Source organism: Streptosporangium sandarakinum (assembly GCF_050942225.1).
Taxonomy (GTDB): domain Bacteria; phylum Actinomycetota; class Actinomycetes; order Streptosporangiales; family Streptosporangiaceae; genus Streptosporangium; species Streptosporangium nondiastaticum.
Window position 1 is genome coordinate 4,476,400 of sequence record NZ_CP192034.1, and the last position, 14,151, is coordinate 4,490,550.

The window sequence follows — 14,151 nt, forward strand, 5'->3', positions numbered from 1 at the left end:
AACCCCGGATGACCCGTCAGGCAAGTTCCCGGAAGGCCACTTGCCACACCTGCCTGACGGGTCAGCTGGACACTGGATAACGACATCGTCCTGTCCGGCCTCTCCCGGCCGGCCGTCCAACCGGGAGTGTCCGGATCTCGGCTCGTCCGCCGATCGGCGGTCTCCGTCATCACGGCTCAGCCACGAGCCAGGCAGTCTCGGCACCGGCCTGGTCGACGACGGGCTCGACGAGCCCCTGCCCAGCGGGCCCGCGCAACACGAAGACCTCCGAAGACGATGGAGCGGCTTCTCAGCGGCAGCCGATCCGGCCGGCCAGCCATGCCGCATGCCGGCCGATACGGACTCCACGGCGGGTTTCCCGGCTTCCTGCCTCCGGGCGGCAGTGGTCCCAGACGTACATGTCGCCGGTCGTGGTAAGCCGGCGGCCATTGCCCGGCGTCAGCCGAAGGACCTCGTAGATCTCCGGCAGGGTGTCGATCTCCGGGTCGGACAAGGCGTCGAGCTGGGCTTCAGCGGCCGGGCTGCCCATCGTGATGTCGTACACCTACCGGCGGGCTCCCCGGCGGGCGAGGACCTCGGCCAGCGATGGCCCCGCAGGCCGCCGCCCGGATCGGATCCGCTCGGCCTCGGCGTGCATCCGCTGCCGGTCGTCGGGGTCAGCGGCCGCCCGCACCGCGATGCGCCACCAGCCGGTGAGGAAGTCGTCCAAGGCGGCCAGGTCCACCACGTCCGCGTGGGCGATCGCCGCGAGTTCGGCGTCGAACGCGGTCACGTTCGCGGCGGGCAGCGCTGCCCGTACCGCGGTGAAGGTGCGCTCGATCGCCGGGCCGGGGCGGCCCGCATGAGGCTGGGCGGTCATGATGGCGGCTCCTTCTCCGTTCTCACCTGCGAAAGCGGACAGGCCTCGCACCGGGACGTACTTCGGGGCCGGGGACACGCGGCAGACCATGAACGGGATGATCGAGGTGGGGACGGGGCGGAGGTACAGAGTCCTCATCGGCGATCGGGATCCGGCGTTCCCCACGATATTCGACGAAGTTTCCTGGCCCAGGGCATCCGCATCATCAAGTGGACGTCTCGAGCTCCGCGGGCCAACGCGTTCGCGAAGCCTCAAGGGGGCTTGATCTCAGGGAGCGGCGGTGAGCTCTACGCGCTCGCCGTCTCCGCCGGACAGGAACGACGCCAGGGCCTGCCCCTGCTCGGCCACGCTGTCACGCTCGGCTCGCGAGAAGCGGCGCAGCGGACTGACCAGCACCGTGCCGCCCTCGACGTTCCAGGTCGCGGCGACCCGGCCGTCTACCAGCACGACGCGGGCGCCGGTGACCGACAGGCCGCGGTGGGCGTCGTCGATGATGCGGGTGCGGTCGTGGTAGCCGAGGACGGCGTTGTCGAAGGCCGGTAGGAACCGTACCGGGGCGGGGGTGTCAGGGTCGGGGCGCGGCGCGTCGGGGAGGTCCAGCAGGTGCCGGCCCCGCTCGTCGCGGAAACCGACCAGCTCGTCCCGGATCGCGGAGACCGCGGCCGGCAGCCCGGCCAGGCCGCACCAGGCGCGCAGGTCAGCCGTGGCGGCAGGGCCGAACGCGGCCAGATAGCGCCGTACCAGCGCCTGACCGACCGGGTCGGAGCCGTCCGGGGAGGGCGGGTCGATCTCGCGGCCCAGCCAGGCGGAGAGCGGAACGTTGCGCACCCCCGCCTTCTTGCGCCACAGGCCGCGCGGTGGCAGCTGTGTCATCGGGACGAGGGCGGCGACCAGCATCTCGCCCAGCGCCCGCGGTCCTGGCTCCGGCCAGCGCCCGGCCAGCGCCCGCGCCAGCTCGGTCATCGAGCGGGGCTCACCGTCGGCCATCACCGCCCGGCCCGCCTCCGCGAGCTCGTCGAGGTCCACCCCGGCGAACTCACGACGGTAGGTCCCGAGCACGCGCTGGCGCAGCATGGTGTCGTGGCGCGCCCGCCAGGCCAGGACGTCCTCGGCGGTGAGAAGATGAACGGTGCGGCGCATCAGGTGTGTACGCACCACACTCCGCCGGATCAGCAGGTCTGACAGCGCCGCTGGATCGAACCCATGCAACCGTGACCAGAGCCCCACGAACGGTTCCTGTGGCTCCTGCGCCTGCAGGCCGCACAGATGCGCGACAGCGTCGAGGACCGGTATGCCGGCGCGATCGAGCAGCAACTGCCGGGCGAGCGTCGCACGGTTGAGCGTCCGGAGGTCGAGAACGGTCATCGGATCACGCCGCGGCTCGCTCGCCGCCCGGCCGCCGGCGCAGCCCGGCCCGGGTGACGGCCGGCGGGTCGTAGGACACGTCGAGCAGGCCGACGTCACTGCCCGCAGGCACGATCTCGTCGATCCTGTCGAGGATGTCATCGCCGAGGACGGTTCCGGCACCGGCCAGCAGATCGTCGAGCTGCTCCATGGTGCGCGGGCCGATGATCGCGGCGGTGACGCCCGGGTGGGCGACCGCGAACGCCATCGCCATGTGGGTCAACGGGATCCCGGCCTCCTCGGCCAGCAGGGCGAGCCGCTCGACGGTGTCGTGCGTACGCTCGTCGGTCATATGCCTGGGCACCCAGGCCATCCGGTTCGCAGGGGCCTTGCGGTCCTCGCGGTAGCGGCCGGTGAGCAGGCCCATCCCCAGCGGGCTCCACACGAGCGTGCCCATGCCGTAGCGTTCGCAGACGGGCAGCACCTCGCGTTCGATGCCGCGGTTGAGCAGGGAGTACGGCGGCTGCTCGGTGCGAAAGCGCGCCAGAGCGCGCCGCTCGGCCACCCACTGGGCCTCGACGATGTCCGAGGCGGGGAAGTTGGAGGTGCCTATGGCGCGCACCTTGCCATCGCGCATCAGGTCGGTCAGCGCGGCAAGGGTCTCCTCGATGTCGGTCCGCGGGTCAGGGTGGTGGATCTGGTACAGGTCGATGTGGTCGGTCTGGAGGCGTCGCAGCGAGTGCTCGACCTCGGTGACGATCCAGCGCCGGGAGTTGCCGGCACGGTTGGGGTCCTCCCCCATCGGGCCGTTCACCTTGGTGGCGAGTATGACGTCGTCGCGGCGGCCCTTCAGCGCCTTGCCGACGATCTCTTCGGTCTCGCTGCAGGAGTACACGTCGGCGGTGTCGATGACGTTGATTCCCGCTTCGAGGGACCGGTGGATGATGCGGACGCATTCGTCGTGGTCGGGGTTGCCGACCCGGCCGAACATCATGGTGCCCAGACAGTAGGGGCTGACCTGTATTCCGGTCCGCCCCAGGGGACGCATCCTCATTCCGGTTGTCTCCTTCGGTCTCTTCGATGGCCCTGGGGTGTGGTGCGGAAGGCGCGCTTCCGCACCACGTGCGATGTTCAGCCGTTGTACTCGCTCACGACGTCCACGACCCAGACGACGCCGAAACGGTCCCTGAGCATGCCGTAGAGCGGGGCCCACTGCGCGGGCCCCAGCGGCTGCACGACGGTGGCGCCCTCGGAGAGCTTGTCCCAGTACGCGGTGACCTCCTGCGCGCTCTCGCCGCGCAGGGAGAGGAAGAAGGAGTTCTCGCCCTGGTTCCAGGGCATCCGCGAGGGCACGTCGTAGGCCATCACGTGGAAGCCGTTGTCGGCGAGCACCTGGCCCCACATCACCTGGTCCGCCTCGGCGGGGTCCTGCACGCTCCCGGCGTCCTTGTAGGTGACGGCGGCGAGGTCACCACCGAAAACGGACCGGTAGAACTCGAGCGCCGCACGGGCGTCGCCACGGAAGTTCAGATGAGTCACGGACTTGACGGCCATATTCGGCTCCTGACCACTGATTGTTGTTTCTGAACGCCGTTGTCCGGCGCGAGACAACAGTCACAGAGGAAGAGGTCAGGTTGTGGCCGCTTCTCAGGGCGGTATCAGGTCATGCCGAAGGCCTCCGCACGACTGCCGGCGTTGCTCTCGCTGCTCCAGGCGCGCAGGGACTGGCCGGGGGCGCTGCTGGCCGAACGGCTGGACATCAGTCCGCGTACCGTGCGCCGGGACGTCGACCGCCTACGCGAGCTCGGCTACCCCATCGTGGCGGCCAAGGGTCCCGACGGCGGTTACAGACTCGAAGCGGGCGCTGACCTGCCCCCGGGCCCAGCACCCAGACGATCCCCACCACCAATGCCACACCGACCGCGGCCACCACCGCCGAAACAGGTTTCACGGTCTACACCGTGACCCGAATCACCGCCTGCGGCTAGGAGCTGTTCAGAGTTCGGATCATGTGGCCGAGCGTGAGCGGCGGCGGTGGCGGCAGCGGTTCGGCGTGCCCGGCGCCGAAGGACTGCAGCAGGTACGCCACCAACCGCCGCGACGCCGCCTCCACCCCCTCCCCCGCACCGGCGATGAGGCCGCAGTTGGCCCTGAACAGCAGCACCAGGTCCGCGACGTCGAAGTCGGCCCGCAGCCGGCCCGTGGCCTTGGCCCGCCGTACCATCTCGGCGAGGCCCCGCTCGGCCCGCAACCGCGTGCGCTCGTAGTCGATCGCGTCCGGGAACGCGGTGAGGAAGGCGTCGGTGAACCCCCGGTCGGCGACCTGCATCGCGCACACCTTCTCGATCGCCCCGCGGAACCCCCGCCACGGATCCGGGTCGGCCAGAGCGTCGTCCACGACCGACGCGCACGCCGCCAGCTCGTCCCTGAACACCTCCGTGATCAGGGACTCGCGGGACGGGAACCGCCGGTAGAGGGTGGCCACCCCGACCCCGGCGCGCCGGGCGATGGCCACCATCGGCGCGTCCAGACCGCGCGCGGCGAACGTCTCCCGCGCTGCGTCGAGGATGCGCACCCGGTTGTGCCGCGCGTCCGCCCGCAGTTCCTTGGCCGACGCCAACTGAGAGGGATGATCAGCCATGTTTCTCACATTAGCGTAAGTGGACTAGCCCGTCCGGTTAGCGAGCTAGCGTCTCCCGTATGGAGACGAATCAGATGCGCGCGGCCCTGTTCGACCGGTACGGACCGCCGGAGGAGCTGTACGTGGGCACGGTGCCGAAGCCGGTCCCCGCCCCCGGACAGGTGCTGGTGCGGGTGCACGCCGTCAGCGTGAACGGCGGCGAGGTGCACGGCCGGACGGGCCGGCTGCGCCTGGTGACCGGGCTGATGCAGCGGGGCTTCCCGAAACGGGTCGGGATCGACCTCACCGGCGAGATCGTCGCCCTCGGCCCCGGGGTGACCGGCCCGAAGGCAGGCGACCGGGTGTGGGGCGTGCTGGGACGCACGTTCGGGAGCGCCGCCGAGTACGTGGCGATCCGCCCCCGCCGTCTGTCCCCGGCCCCGGCGGGACTCGACCTGGTGACGGCCGCGGCGCTCCCGGTGGGCACGACGGCCATCACGGCGCTGCGCGACCTGGCCGCGCTCAGGCCGGGCGAACGCCTGCTCGTCCGGGGTGGCAGCGGCGGCGTGGGCGTCGTCGCGGTACAGCTCGGCCGGGCGCTCGGCGCCCACGTCACCGCCCTCGCCGGGGCGCGCAGCCTCGACCTCGTCCGCGACCTCGGCGCGCACGAGGCGTACGACTACGCCGCCGTCGCCCCGGCGGACCTGGGCAGGTTCGACGTGATCCTGGACACCGCCGGCACCGAGCACGCCGCCTTCCGCCGCCTGCTGACGCCGTCCGGCCGGATGGTGGCGATCGCCTTCGACCAGCGCAGGATCGCGGCGTCCCTGGCGTACATCGCCGCCTCGGCCGTTCACGGGCGGCGGCGGGTGCGCTTCTTCAGCGGCAACCCCACCACCCGGCTCTTCACCGACCTCACCCGGTACGTGGACAGCGGCGCCATCCGCCCGGTCGTGGACACGGTCTTCCCCTTCGAAGACATCGCCCAGGCACACCGGACACTGGAGAAGGGCGGCGTACGCGGCAAGGTCGTCGTACGGATCGCCTGAGAACGGTACGGCGCGCGTCGCCGGACACGCCGAACGTCCACCGCGGCGCCGCCGTCGGGAACGAGGACGGCTAGAGCTTGTACGGAGTGCGGATCTCTAGGCCGGCCGGAGGCTTCGGATCCATAAGATGGCCCCGCGTGGGTACAGGCCAGCCAGATAGCTGTCGGGCGTTTTGTCGAACCGGAAAGCCGGCGGTTGAGCCCTCCCGTTCCAGGGCCTCGTTTCGTAGCATGGTGAACAGCGGTAGGACAAGGGGCAGCGAGCCTCCTGCGAAGCCGCCGCCGGGCCCTCCCCGATGAGGGACTGCCTCCCGGCACGGGGTGACCCGAGGGCAGTGGAGAGGAAAGGGATTCCATGCGTACACCCCGAGCCCTGGTGGTGTACGGCCAACCGGCCTGACAACGGCAACAGGAGCCGGGGCAGCGGCCTGGGCGCACCAATCCGTCGTTGCGATCATCCTGGCCTGCCTGACGGCATGCATGTGCATGATCCACATGGGCCTTGTCGCGTGTGCCGCCTTGACCGCTCTGCGAACGGACAAGGCACCTCGGCGCAAGGTAGCCGTCACCGTTCTGCGGGTTCTCCTGGAGCAGCCGCCTGACGATACGACCCCCGACCGGCAGGGCGGGGGGCAGTGATGACATCGGGCACCCCGCGCGGCCCGCCTCACACCGGCCTCCTCGACCGGGGCCCGGCTTAAGGTCTTGTTTTCGAAGGCACGTGGGCCGACCGCGGACAGCGGCGATTCCGGTGTCCACCAGGAGCGGCCTGGCCGGCCCAGCTGACCTTGAGTGTCAATGCATCAGTCTGATTCTGGGACGACGCGGATGGAGGCGTGGACGCAGATGACAGAGACCGACCCGCATGTCCACGTCGAACGGAAGGTGCTGCAGGCCGGGGCCGCCTTCCGCAATGTGATCGTGTCGTCGCTAGGGCTTGTGCCCGACACGCCGCGTGTCGTCACCACCGGTTGCGGACTGCAGGTGCCCTATGTGATGACCTCGTCTCGTCCGGAGAGCGTCACCTGCCTCGCCTGCCGGGAACACGCCCACCGGGAACACCTGGGTTTCGCCGAGCAGGTGGAGCGCCTGAGCCGGATGCCCGGCGCGCCCATCACCGGCGACCAGGCGGCCAAGGTCGCACAGTGGGCCCGGGATCTCGCGAAGAGGTTCTCCGGCTAGGCCCAGGTCGTAAGCACGATGCCGAGCACGCCGAACACCCGCGACACGACGATTGACACCCACGTGGCGAACCATCGGGCGTTGCCATCGTCTGAATCCGCGCCCGCTCCCCGGCGCGCTCCTCCGCCGCCGCCTGAATGCCCGTCCAACCGCTCCGACACCAGCCTGTGGTTGCCGGCCACCATGCCGGCCGGCACGGTGTGCTGCCCCCCGGTGCGCCACCTGCCGCACGATCAGCGCAAGCTGCCCGCGCACCTCGGCCACCTGCCCAGCCGGCATCGCCGCCTGCTCCGTCGCCCCCTCAGCCGCCCCGCGCCCCACACCTTCGGTCGGCTTGTCCGCAATGTGGGGGCGGCACGGTGTGGCCGGTGGAGTACCATGATCATCCCGCCGTGATGGCGGCTCCCGGTCTTTCCGTGCCGCAGTCCACACCCCATCGGCTGCGCCCGGAAAAGGCGCGGGGAAGGGGCCGGCAGGAGTGGCGCCGGGTAGCCGCCCTGCCGGCCCTCACCGTGCGTGACAGGCTGTGGCGCTCCGGCATTCCTCGACCGCGGCCGAGGCCTTGCGCACGCAGCAGGCCAACCGCCCAGGCGGCGAGAGTTTCGGGACGGTCGCCATAATCGAGACATTCGCCGGTCGTCCCGCCCCCGCGCCGCAGGAACCGGAGGGCATCACGGAACGCGAACGCGAGGTCCTCACCCTGATCGCGCGAGGTTTGACCAGTACGGAAATGGCTTCCGAAATGGTCATCAGCGTCGCCGCCGTCAAGGCGTACGTGGGGCTGCTGACCAAGCTCGACGCAGGCGACCGGGTCCAACTCGTCATCCTCGCCTACGACGCGGGCCCGGTGTCACCGTCGAGGTGAACGAGTTCCGGTCATCGCCCCGTACACCGCGACGCCATGACCTGGCCGGTGTTCTCCGGGCGCCGTCCGAGCCCTAGGCTCACCAGAATGAATCTTGACGAGGCGGTACGCCTATGGCATCCGGAGCCGGGATGGCTGAACACCGCGAGCTACGGCATACCTCCGGAGCCGGCGTTCGAGGCGCTGCAGAGCGCGCTGGCCGAGTGGCGCCGTGGAGCAAACGGCTGGGACAAGTGGGACCGGTCCACCGATCGCGCGCGCGGCGCGTTCGCACGTCTGGTCGGCGTCGCGGCCGACGACGTGGCCGTGGGCGCCTCCGCCTCGCAGGTGCTGGCCCCGGTCGCGGCTTCACTGCCGCCCGGCTCGCGCGTCGTCGTCCCCGACATTGAGCAGACGTCGAACCTGTTCCCCTGGCTCGTGCACGATCTCGATGTGCGCACGGTGCCGCCCGCGGACCTGCCCGGCGCGATCGACGAGCGCACTGACGCGGTCGCCTTCAGCCTGGTCCAGTCCGCGACGGGTGAGGTCGCCGCCGTGGACGAGGTCGTCACGGCGGCGCGGGCGCACGGCGCGCTCGTCATCGCCGACGCAACCCAGGCGGTCGGCTGGATACCGGTCGACGCGACGCCCTTCGACGTCCTCGCCGTCTCGGCGTACAAGTGGCTGATGTGCCCGCGCGGCACCGCCTTCTGCTACGTGAGCCCGGCCGTGCGCGACCGCATCCGGCCGATCGCCGCCAACTGGTACGCCGGTGACGGCGACGCCTCGTACGGCCCGCCGCTGCGGCTGGCGAAGGACGCCCGGCGATTCGACATCGCCGCCCCCTGGTTCTCCTATGTCGCAGCCGCCCCCACGCTGGAGCTGCTCCTGGAGATCGGCATCGGTCCGATCCACGACCATGACGTACGGCTGGCCAACCGGTTTCGGGCCGGCCTCGGCATGCCGCCCGGCGACAGCGCGATCGTCAGCGTCACGCGTCCGGGCGCGGCCGAGCGGCTCGCGGCGGCCGGCATCCGCGCATCCGTCCGCAACGGCGCGGCACGTCTCGCCTTTCATCTCTACACGACGGAAGCCGACGTGGACACCGCCGTCGCGGCGCTGATCTGAGCCTCGCGATCCAGTGCGCCCTGGCCATCGAAATGCGTGGACGGGGTACCACCGGAACACGGCAGAAACGGGCCGCGAGGTGAGGCGTTCTCGCGCTCCTCCGTCGTCGGCGCGTCCGGCCACCAGGCCGTGAAGCAGCCGCCGGTGACGGTCGCGGTCACGCCGCCTTTCGCCTCCGTGGAGAGCTCCAGACCCACCACGCCGGCACCGACCCTGCCGGTCACGATACGCACGCTCTCCTCACCCGAGCTCACGACCGAGCCGAGGGCGGCCCGCGCCGACCCCGCGGGAACCGGCGGAAGCGGTCGTGCGCCGGGCCCCGGCGTGGAGCCACCCGCCGCAGCGATGTCGCCAACGCGGAACAGGCACCTGATCTCGGCCAGATGGCTGCTGTCGTCGTTGACGCAGGCGAGCGTCCATGGCCCCCGGCCCTCGGGCCTGTATGGAGTTCGGATCTTCAGGCCGGTCGTAGGCTGCGGACCCACAGGACGGCTCCCCGGCGATGAAGACCAGCCGGGTAACTGCCGGGGGTCTTGTCGAACCGGAAGGACGGCCCACGCCACTCCTTGACCCGGTTGACGCACCGTTCCACCGCATTGCGCTCCTTGTAGAGATCCGGATCATGGCGGACCGGGCGGCCGCCGCGTGAGCCGCGCTTCCTGTGGTGGGCCGCCCGGTCGGCCTTCTCCGGGATGACTGCCTCGATCCCGCGCTTGCGCAGATGGGCACGGTTGCCGCGGGAGGAGTACGCCTTATCGGCGGCCACCGCGCCCGGCCTGGTACGCGGACGGCCGATGGGCAGGCGGATCCCGATGCGCTCCGGCACCGCGCGAACTGCGGGCCGTCTCCAGCTTGACCGGGGGTGAGCACGAAGGACACCGTTCACCGCCCACGAGCGGAACCGGTCATGGACGGTGGACCAGGACCCGTACTCGGCGGCGGGCAGGTCCCGTTCCGCAGCCCAGCCGCATCGGCTCCCGTCCGGGGAACCCGGCAGGATGCAGCACCGTCGGCTCTGGCTCTCGGAACACTGCAGGTAGCAGGGCATGAGCTGATTTCCGCACCCATCCCCCTCGAAAGCCGAAGGGTGCGGCTCCTCCTGAGTGACTGAAGCGATCAAGCCGTAAGGGCGTATCCGTCCTGGTAGTCGGTCTGATGGATGCGGCGCCGGGCGGCTTCGGCGGTGACCAGGTCGAGCTGGTGGCGGGCCCCGTCGACGAGCACGACCCAGGGACGGGCATGCGCGGGATCGCGGGCCCCGGCATGGTCGAACACCTTGGCGATCACAGGGCCGGGGCCGGTGATGACCGAGCCGCACAGCCACTTGCGCGTCGCGTTCGGCCGGGCCCGTGGCAGGCGCCGGCCGGATCGCCCGCCGCCGGGGACGGCGATCACATCGTGCGGCCGCCGCGGCGCCGGTTCGGCGTCGTAGACCACCCCCAGCGTCGCCATCCGTTTGCGCGCCGGTTTCTCCCCGGCCGCCAGCCGCGTTCCACCAGCCGCTTCAGCTTGGAGCGCAGCCCTTCCCGCTTGGCGGCCTCATCCGGCATTCCCATCGCCACCGCGATCTGCCCGGCCCGTATCGCCCGCCCGGCATCGGCCATGATCTCCGCCGCGTCCCGGTACGCGCGCGGCAGCACCGCCGCCTTCATGCCGGGTCGCCAGTGCGGCACCGCGTTCTCGCCCTGCTCATATCAGTTAAGGAACTTGGTCCCTGTTTGTCTCACTTGAGCTTGGCACAGAGGGAACCTTCACGAGGCGAGCTGATCACCCTTCACATGTCCGGCAGAGCAGAAAAAAGTTGATCGGGGCATGCTGTCGATTGCTTCCCCATTCAGGAAGGCCCTGCGCCCTTACGGCGGACAAAGCGGTGACGACGCGAGCTGGATCTGAGCGCCAACAAGAACGGGCAGGACTCCCTCGAGACTGGAGGCCTGCCCGTTCCTATACATCCTCGCGGCCTGAGCTATGTGGTGGTTCCGAAGGACGGCGATGGCCTTGCCCAGGCGACCGGCCTTGCTGGGGCAGCAGCGGAGTTTGCGCAGGATGCGCCAGCTTTGAGCTGGGCGTTCGCGCGTTCACCAGGGCCGCGGAGCTTGGCCTGGGGGCGGTCGTCCGGGGTCACGAGCCCGTCCAGGCCCCACAGGTGCCGACGTAACCCGTCGGACCCTTGTTGCAGGCTCGGAAGTGCAGGTCGGAGTACAGGCCGTCCGGAAGATCGTCCGTGGTGACCCCGATCGTGGCGTCGCCGGGCTCATAGCTTACGAAGGTGGTCGCGGAGTGGTTGGTCCACGTACCTCCGGAGTACCTGTACCCCTTGAACTGGAGCGCGCCGCCGTAGCCGCCGTAGTAGCAGTCGCTGTTATAACCGGTCAGCTGCCCACTCAGATACACCTTGTAGGCCTTCCGGCCGTTGTAGGTGTTGATATAGGTATAGGTGTAATCGAATGACGCCTGCACGCACTCGTTGCCGCTCCTGACCGTGAAGTACGTCAGAGCGGAGCGGTTGGCGGACGCTGAGGCGGGGGCGGCGAGCGCGCCAGCGAGGGTCAGCGCGGCGGCCAGCGAGGCGACGCTGCGGGCGAGGCGAGTGCGGCGGATTTGCATGCGAGACTCCTACGTGGATAGCGAGGTCCGAACGAGGTGTCGCTTCTTGGAGCAAAGCAAGTCTAGATCGCCGCGATCTATGCCGTATGTCACGAGTCCATCACCATCCAGCGCATCACACGCGCTCTCGTGCTGATCGTGACCGCCTACGAGCGTTCACCACCAGGGCGATGGGGATCTACTGACGCGCGCCAGGATCGACGCAGCCGAGGAAGCACCACTGGCTGGGGACCGGCTCGATCATGGTCCACAACTGGCCCACAACCTGCGAGCGTCAACGAGAACGGGCGGGACTCCGTGAGACTGGAGGCCCGCCCGTATCTACAATGTTCACCCTGGTCAGCAGCCAAAACTGCTGGTCAAGATCGTGTGCCCCCTGCAAGATTCGAACTTGCGCTCCCGGCTCCGGAGAGGGTTGCACCTTTCACAGGATAAGCCTCCCAACCTGGGCATACGTCGATTACCCTCCCCCGAGAGATGTACTTGGCCCACGACTGGCCCACGATCAGCGCTGAGGCACGGCCTGCCTGGGAGATTCGGCCTGGATGACGGGTTCGGGGTTCGGGCCTGGGCAGGCTGAGCCGACGGCTTTACAGAGCCCTGGCTATCGAGCGATTACACGCGTCACCATCTGAAATGCCATGGAGGTGACTGCCTGAGCACCCGCGGCGACGCGTATACGACGCAGGCCCCTTCGCCAAGTTGCAACACTGACCCTTTTTCATCCTCGTGCGGCCTGTGCGGCGCGGTGATTTTGGAGGACGGCGATGGCCTTGCACAGGTGGCCGGCCTTGCTGGGGCTGCTGCGTAGCTTTCGCAGGATGCGCCAGCTCTTGAGCTGGGCGTTCGCACGCTCGCCGGGTGCGCGTAGGCGGGCGTGTGAGCGGTTGGCCTGCTTTTGGGACTGGGGTTTGTTCTTGCCTTTGTACGGAGTGACGACCGGGCCCTCGGCCCCCTGATACGCCTTGTCGGCCAGGGTGATGATGCCGGCCTTCTCCAACGCGCGCAGGATGCCCCAGATCCGGGCGGCGGTGAGGTCATGGGTTCTGCCGGACAGCGCGCCCGAGGTCCACAGGATCGTCCCGTCCGGTGTGGCGATGACCGGGACGTTCATCCCGTGCACGCGGTGCTTACCGGAGAAGTAGGGCCGATCGGCTGTCGCAGCCCCTCGATCCGACGCCGAGCCGCAGCCTCCCGCCGCGCCAGCTCCTCCAGCAACGAGCCCATCGCCATCACCGCCTTGCCTCAGACGGTAGGACGGTGATCGCTCACCCAACCAGGCCCCAACCACGAACCCCCAGCTCAGCCACTCCCTCAGAAGGAGCCGCACCCAAAGCCGAATAGGCCCTCCGCCCGCGATACACGCAATGCCCGGCATGCCCGGCATGCCCGGCATGCCCGGCATGCCCGGCATGCCCGGCACCAAGGAACCGGCGCATCCGCCGAGAGACATCGGAACGAGAGGTCACGTTAAGCAGCCCAGTGGACTCGGCTCAGCGTGACTTCTCGTTCCGATGTTCGTCAGGCCTCGAATCGATGCCTCGTCTCGCCAGATCGGCCGCGATGCCGTCCAAGACACCGGCGAGACCTGAGGCGAACAAGGCGTCGAGGTCCCAGGGGGTGGCGCCTGCGCGCATTGCGCGGGCGAGCCGGGGATACGCTCCGGGTACGAAAAGCGGATTCTGCGCCTCGCTCGAGGCTTTCGTCCCCCGGGTTAGGGCGATTCCCGATTGCCGTTCCGCCTCCACATCGCTGACGTAGGTCAGCGCCACGCCTTGCACGTACGAGGCGAACATGAACATGTACCGGAAAGCCTCGGCAGGTTCGAGGTCGAGCTCGTCGAACGCGGAGAAGGCGCTTTCGCTGTCCGCGGCGAGAGCCGGGCTGAAGTGCGCGCGGGTTGTCACCATGACCCTCGGCAGGATCCACGGATGGCGGTGGTACAGGTCCCAGTCACGGTATGCGGCGCGTTCGAGGCCGTGACGCCAGTCCCGCGGCGCCGAGTCGGGCAGGGGCACGTCGGTCATCGCGGCCTCCACCATCAGGGTCACCAGGTCGTCCTTGGACGCCACATGCCGGTACAAGGACATGGCGCCGGTGCCGAGGTCCATGGCGACCCGCCGCATCGACAGCGCGTCGAGCCCCTCCGCGTCCGCGATGGCGATCCCGGCTCGCACGATGCGCTCAACGGTGAGATGCGGCGCGCCGTCATCGTTCTCCGGGGCGTCGGCCGGCGCTTCCGCTCTGCGCGCCCGGTACACCTTCGCCTGGCACGCGCGGGAGCAGTAGAGCCTCGGCCGTCCCCGATCGGCGGGCTCCAGCGACTTGCCGCATGACGCGCATGCCGGTTGCACCGACATCACCACGCTCCTTTTCGTCACACTTTCAAGGTTGTGTCGAAATCCTAGCCCATTGAGGATGCAGGTGCACAGTACGAGCAAATCAGCAGCTCAAAAAGCCGTTGTACGGGATCGGCGTGCATGCGTATTGTGTACGCTCCAGTGCGTACAAAGTACGCA

Annotated in this window: 13 protein-coding genes and 5 pseudogenes; 5 read left to right on the forward strand and 13 right to left on the reverse strand. The window is 69.5% G+C overall.

Annotated elements, in window-relative coordinates; all coding sequences use genetic code 11:
• Positions 1-289: 289 nt before the first annotated feature.
• The 5 genes from ACQP10_RS21085 to ACQP10_RS21105 form a co-directional block, all read right to left on the reverse strand.
• Positions 290-544, reverse strand: a complete 255-nt coding sequence (locus ACQP10_RS21085) for a hypothetical protein (protein WP_433539557.1) — start codon at positions 542-544, stop codon at positions 290-292.
• The gene (locus tag ACQP10_RS21090) at positions 545-859 is read right to left on the reverse strand and encodes a DUF6247 family protein (protein ID WP_346021062.1); all 315 of its coding nucleotides are present in this window, start codon (positions 857-859) and stop codon (positions 545-547) included.
• A 267-nt stretch (positions 860-1,126) separates the two neighbouring features.
• Positions 1,127-2,224, reverse strand: a complete 1,098-nt coding sequence (locus ACQP10_RS21095) for a winged helix DNA-binding domain-containing protein (protein WP_346021061.1) — start codon at positions 2,222-2,224, stop codon at positions 1,127-1,129.
• 4 nt (positions 2,225-2,228) lie between these two features.
• Positions 2,229-3,257, reverse strand: a complete 1,029-nt coding sequence (locus tag ACQP10_RS21100; RefSeq protein WP_346021060.1) for an aldo/keto reductase — start codon at positions 3,255-3,257, stop codon at positions 2,229-2,231.
• 77 nt (positions 3,258-3,334) lie between these two features.
• Positions 3,335-3,757 carry a VOC family protein gene (locus tag ACQP10_RS21105; RefSeq protein WP_346021059.1) on the reverse strand — a complete coding sequence of 141 codons (423 nt, stop codon included), beginning with the start codon at positions 3,755-3,757 and terminating at the stop codon, positions 3,335-3,337.
• Positions 3,758-3,868: 111 nt separating this feature from the next.
• Here ACQP10_RS21105 and ACQP10_RS21110 point away from each other — a divergent pair.
• Positions 3,869-4,081, forward strand: a pseudogene (locus ACQP10_RS21110) (helix-turn-helix transcriptional regulator); the annotation flags it as partial.
• Between the two features lie 106 nt (positions 4,082-4,187).
• On the opposite strand, the gene ACQP10_RS21115 reads toward ACQP10_RS21110, so the two are convergent.
• Positions 4,188-4,844, reverse strand: a complete 657-nt coding sequence (locus tag ACQP10_RS21115; protein ID WP_346021058.1) for a TetR/AcrR family transcriptional regulator — start codon at positions 4,842-4,844, stop codon at positions 4,188-4,190.
• Positions 4,845-4,903: 59 nt separating this feature from the next.
• Between ACQP10_RS21115 and ACQP10_RS21120 the strand changes: the two genes are divergently transcribed.
• The 4 genes from ACQP10_RS21120 (at position 4,904) to ACQP10_RS21135 (ending at position 9,025) form a co-directional block, all read left to right on the forward strand.
• Positions 4,904-5,872 carry an NAD(P)-dependent alcohol dehydrogenase gene (locus ACQP10_RS21120; RefSeq protein WP_389998438.1) on the forward strand — a complete coding sequence of 323 codons (969 nt, stop codon included), beginning with the start codon at positions 4,904-4,906 and terminating at the stop codon, positions 5,870-5,872.
• An 845-nt stretch (positions 5,873-6,717) separates the two neighbouring features.
• Positions 6,718-7,053: a hypothetical protein gene (locus ACQP10_RS21125; protein WP_346021056.1), complete on the forward strand. Its 336-nt coding sequence runs from the start codon at positions 6,718-6,720 to the stop codon at positions 7,051-7,053.
• Positions 7,054-7,579: 526 nt separating this feature from the next.
• The gene (locus ACQP10_RS21130; RefSeq protein ID WP_399500950.1) at positions 7,580-7,918 is read left to right on the forward strand and encodes a response regulator transcription factor; all 339 of its coding nucleotides are present in this window, start codon (positions 7,580-7,582) and stop codon (positions 7,916-7,918) included.
• Positions 7,919-8,005: 87 nt separating this feature from the next.
• The gene (locus tag ACQP10_RS21135; protein WP_346021054.1) at positions 8,006-9,025 is read left to right on the forward strand and encodes an aminotransferase class V-fold PLP-dependent enzyme; all 1,020 of its coding nucleotides are present in this window, start codon (positions 8,006-8,008) and stop codon (positions 9,023-9,025) included.
• Here ACQP10_RS21135 and ACQP10_RS21140 read toward each other — a convergent pair.
• From ACQP10_RS21140 to ACQP10_RS21170, 7 genes and pseudogenes are all read right to left on the reverse strand, one after another.
• Positions 8,977-9,258 (reverse strand): hypothetical protein, encoded by a 282-nt coding sequence (locus ACQP10_RS21140; RefSeq protein WP_346021053.1) that lies wholly within the window; start codon positions 9,256-9,258, stop codon positions 8,977-8,979. The two genes, ACQP10_RS21135 and ACQP10_RS21140, sit on opposite strands and share 49 nt — an antisense overlap.
• A gap of 224 nt (positions 9,259-9,482) precedes the next feature.
• Positions 9,483-9,904 (reverse strand): annotated as a pseudogene (locus ACQP10_RS21145) (transposase); the annotation flags it as partial.
• A 279-nt stretch (positions 9,905-10,183) separates the two neighbouring features.
• Positions 10,184-10,561: pseudogene (locus ACQP10_RS21150) on the reverse strand (ISKra4 family transposase); the annotation flags it as partial.
• Between the two features lie 437 nt (positions 10,562-10,998).
• A pseudogene (locus ACQP10_RS21155) lies at positions 10,999-11,138 on the reverse strand (IS5/IS1182 family transposase); the annotation flags it as partial.
• A gap of 8 nt (positions 11,139-11,146) precedes the next feature.
• On the reverse strand, positions 11,147-11,632 hold the full coding sequence (locus ACQP10_RS21160) for a hypothetical protein (RefSeq protein WP_346021052.1): 486 nt from the start codon (positions 11,630-11,632) through the stop codon (positions 11,147-11,149).
• 721 nt (positions 11,633-12,353) lie between these two features.
• Positions 12,354-12,788 (reverse strand): annotated as a pseudogene (locus ACQP10_RS21165) (transposase family protein); the annotation flags it as partial.
• Between the two features lie 337 nt (positions 12,789-13,125).
• Positions 13,126-13,992 (reverse strand): TetR/AcrR family transcriptional regulator, encoded by an 867-nt coding sequence (locus ACQP10_RS21170; protein WP_399500947.1) that lies wholly within the window; start codon positions 13,990-13,992, stop codon positions 13,126-13,128.
• Between the last annotated feature and the right edge of the window lie 159 nt (positions 13,993-14,151).

Excerpts from the sequence above, each read along its gene's own strand:
- ACQP10_RS21100 (WP_346021060.1), bottom strand. The coding sequence starts at position 3,257 with ATGAGGATGCGTCCCCTGGGGCGGACCGGAATACAGGTCAGCCCCTAC.
- ACQP10_RS21160 (WP_346021052.1), bottom strand. The coding sequence starts at position 11,632 with ATGCAAATCCGCCGCACTCGCCTCGCCCGCAGCGTCGCCTCGCTGGCC.
- ACQP10_RS21120 (WP_389998438.1), top strand. The coding sequence starts at position 4,904 with ATGGAGACGAATCAGATGCGCGCGGCCCTGTTCGACCGGTACGGACCG.
- ACQP10_RS21115 (WP_346021058.1), bottom strand. The coding sequence starts at position 4,844 with ATGGCTGATCATCCCTCTCAGTTGGCGTCGGCCAAGGAACTGCGGGCG.
- ACQP10_RS21125 (WP_346021056.1), top strand. The coding sequence starts at position 6,718 with ATGACAGAGACCGACCCGCATGTCCACGTCGAACGGAAGGTGCTGCAG.
- ACQP10_RS21135 (WP_346021054.1), top strand. The coding sequence starts at position 8,006 with ATGAATCTTGACGAGGCGGTACGCCTATGGCATCCGGAGCCGGGATGG.
- ACQP10_RS21090 (WP_346021062.1), bottom strand. The coding sequence starts at position 859 with ATGACCGCCCAGCCTCATGCGGGCCGCCCCGGCCCGGCGATCGAGCGC.
- ACQP10_RS21105 (WP_346021059.1), bottom strand. The coding sequence starts at position 3,757 with ATGGCCGTCAAGTCCGTGACTCATCTGAACTTCCGTGGCGACGCCCGT.
- ACQP10_RS21170 (WP_399500947.1), bottom strand. The coding sequence starts at position 13,992 with ATGTCGGTGCAACCGGCATGCGCGTCATGCGGCAAGTCGCTGGAGCCC.
- ACQP10_RS21095 (WP_346021061.1), bottom strand. The coding sequence starts at position 2,224 with ATGACCGTTCTCGACCTCCGGACGCTCAACCGTGCGACGCTCGCCCGG.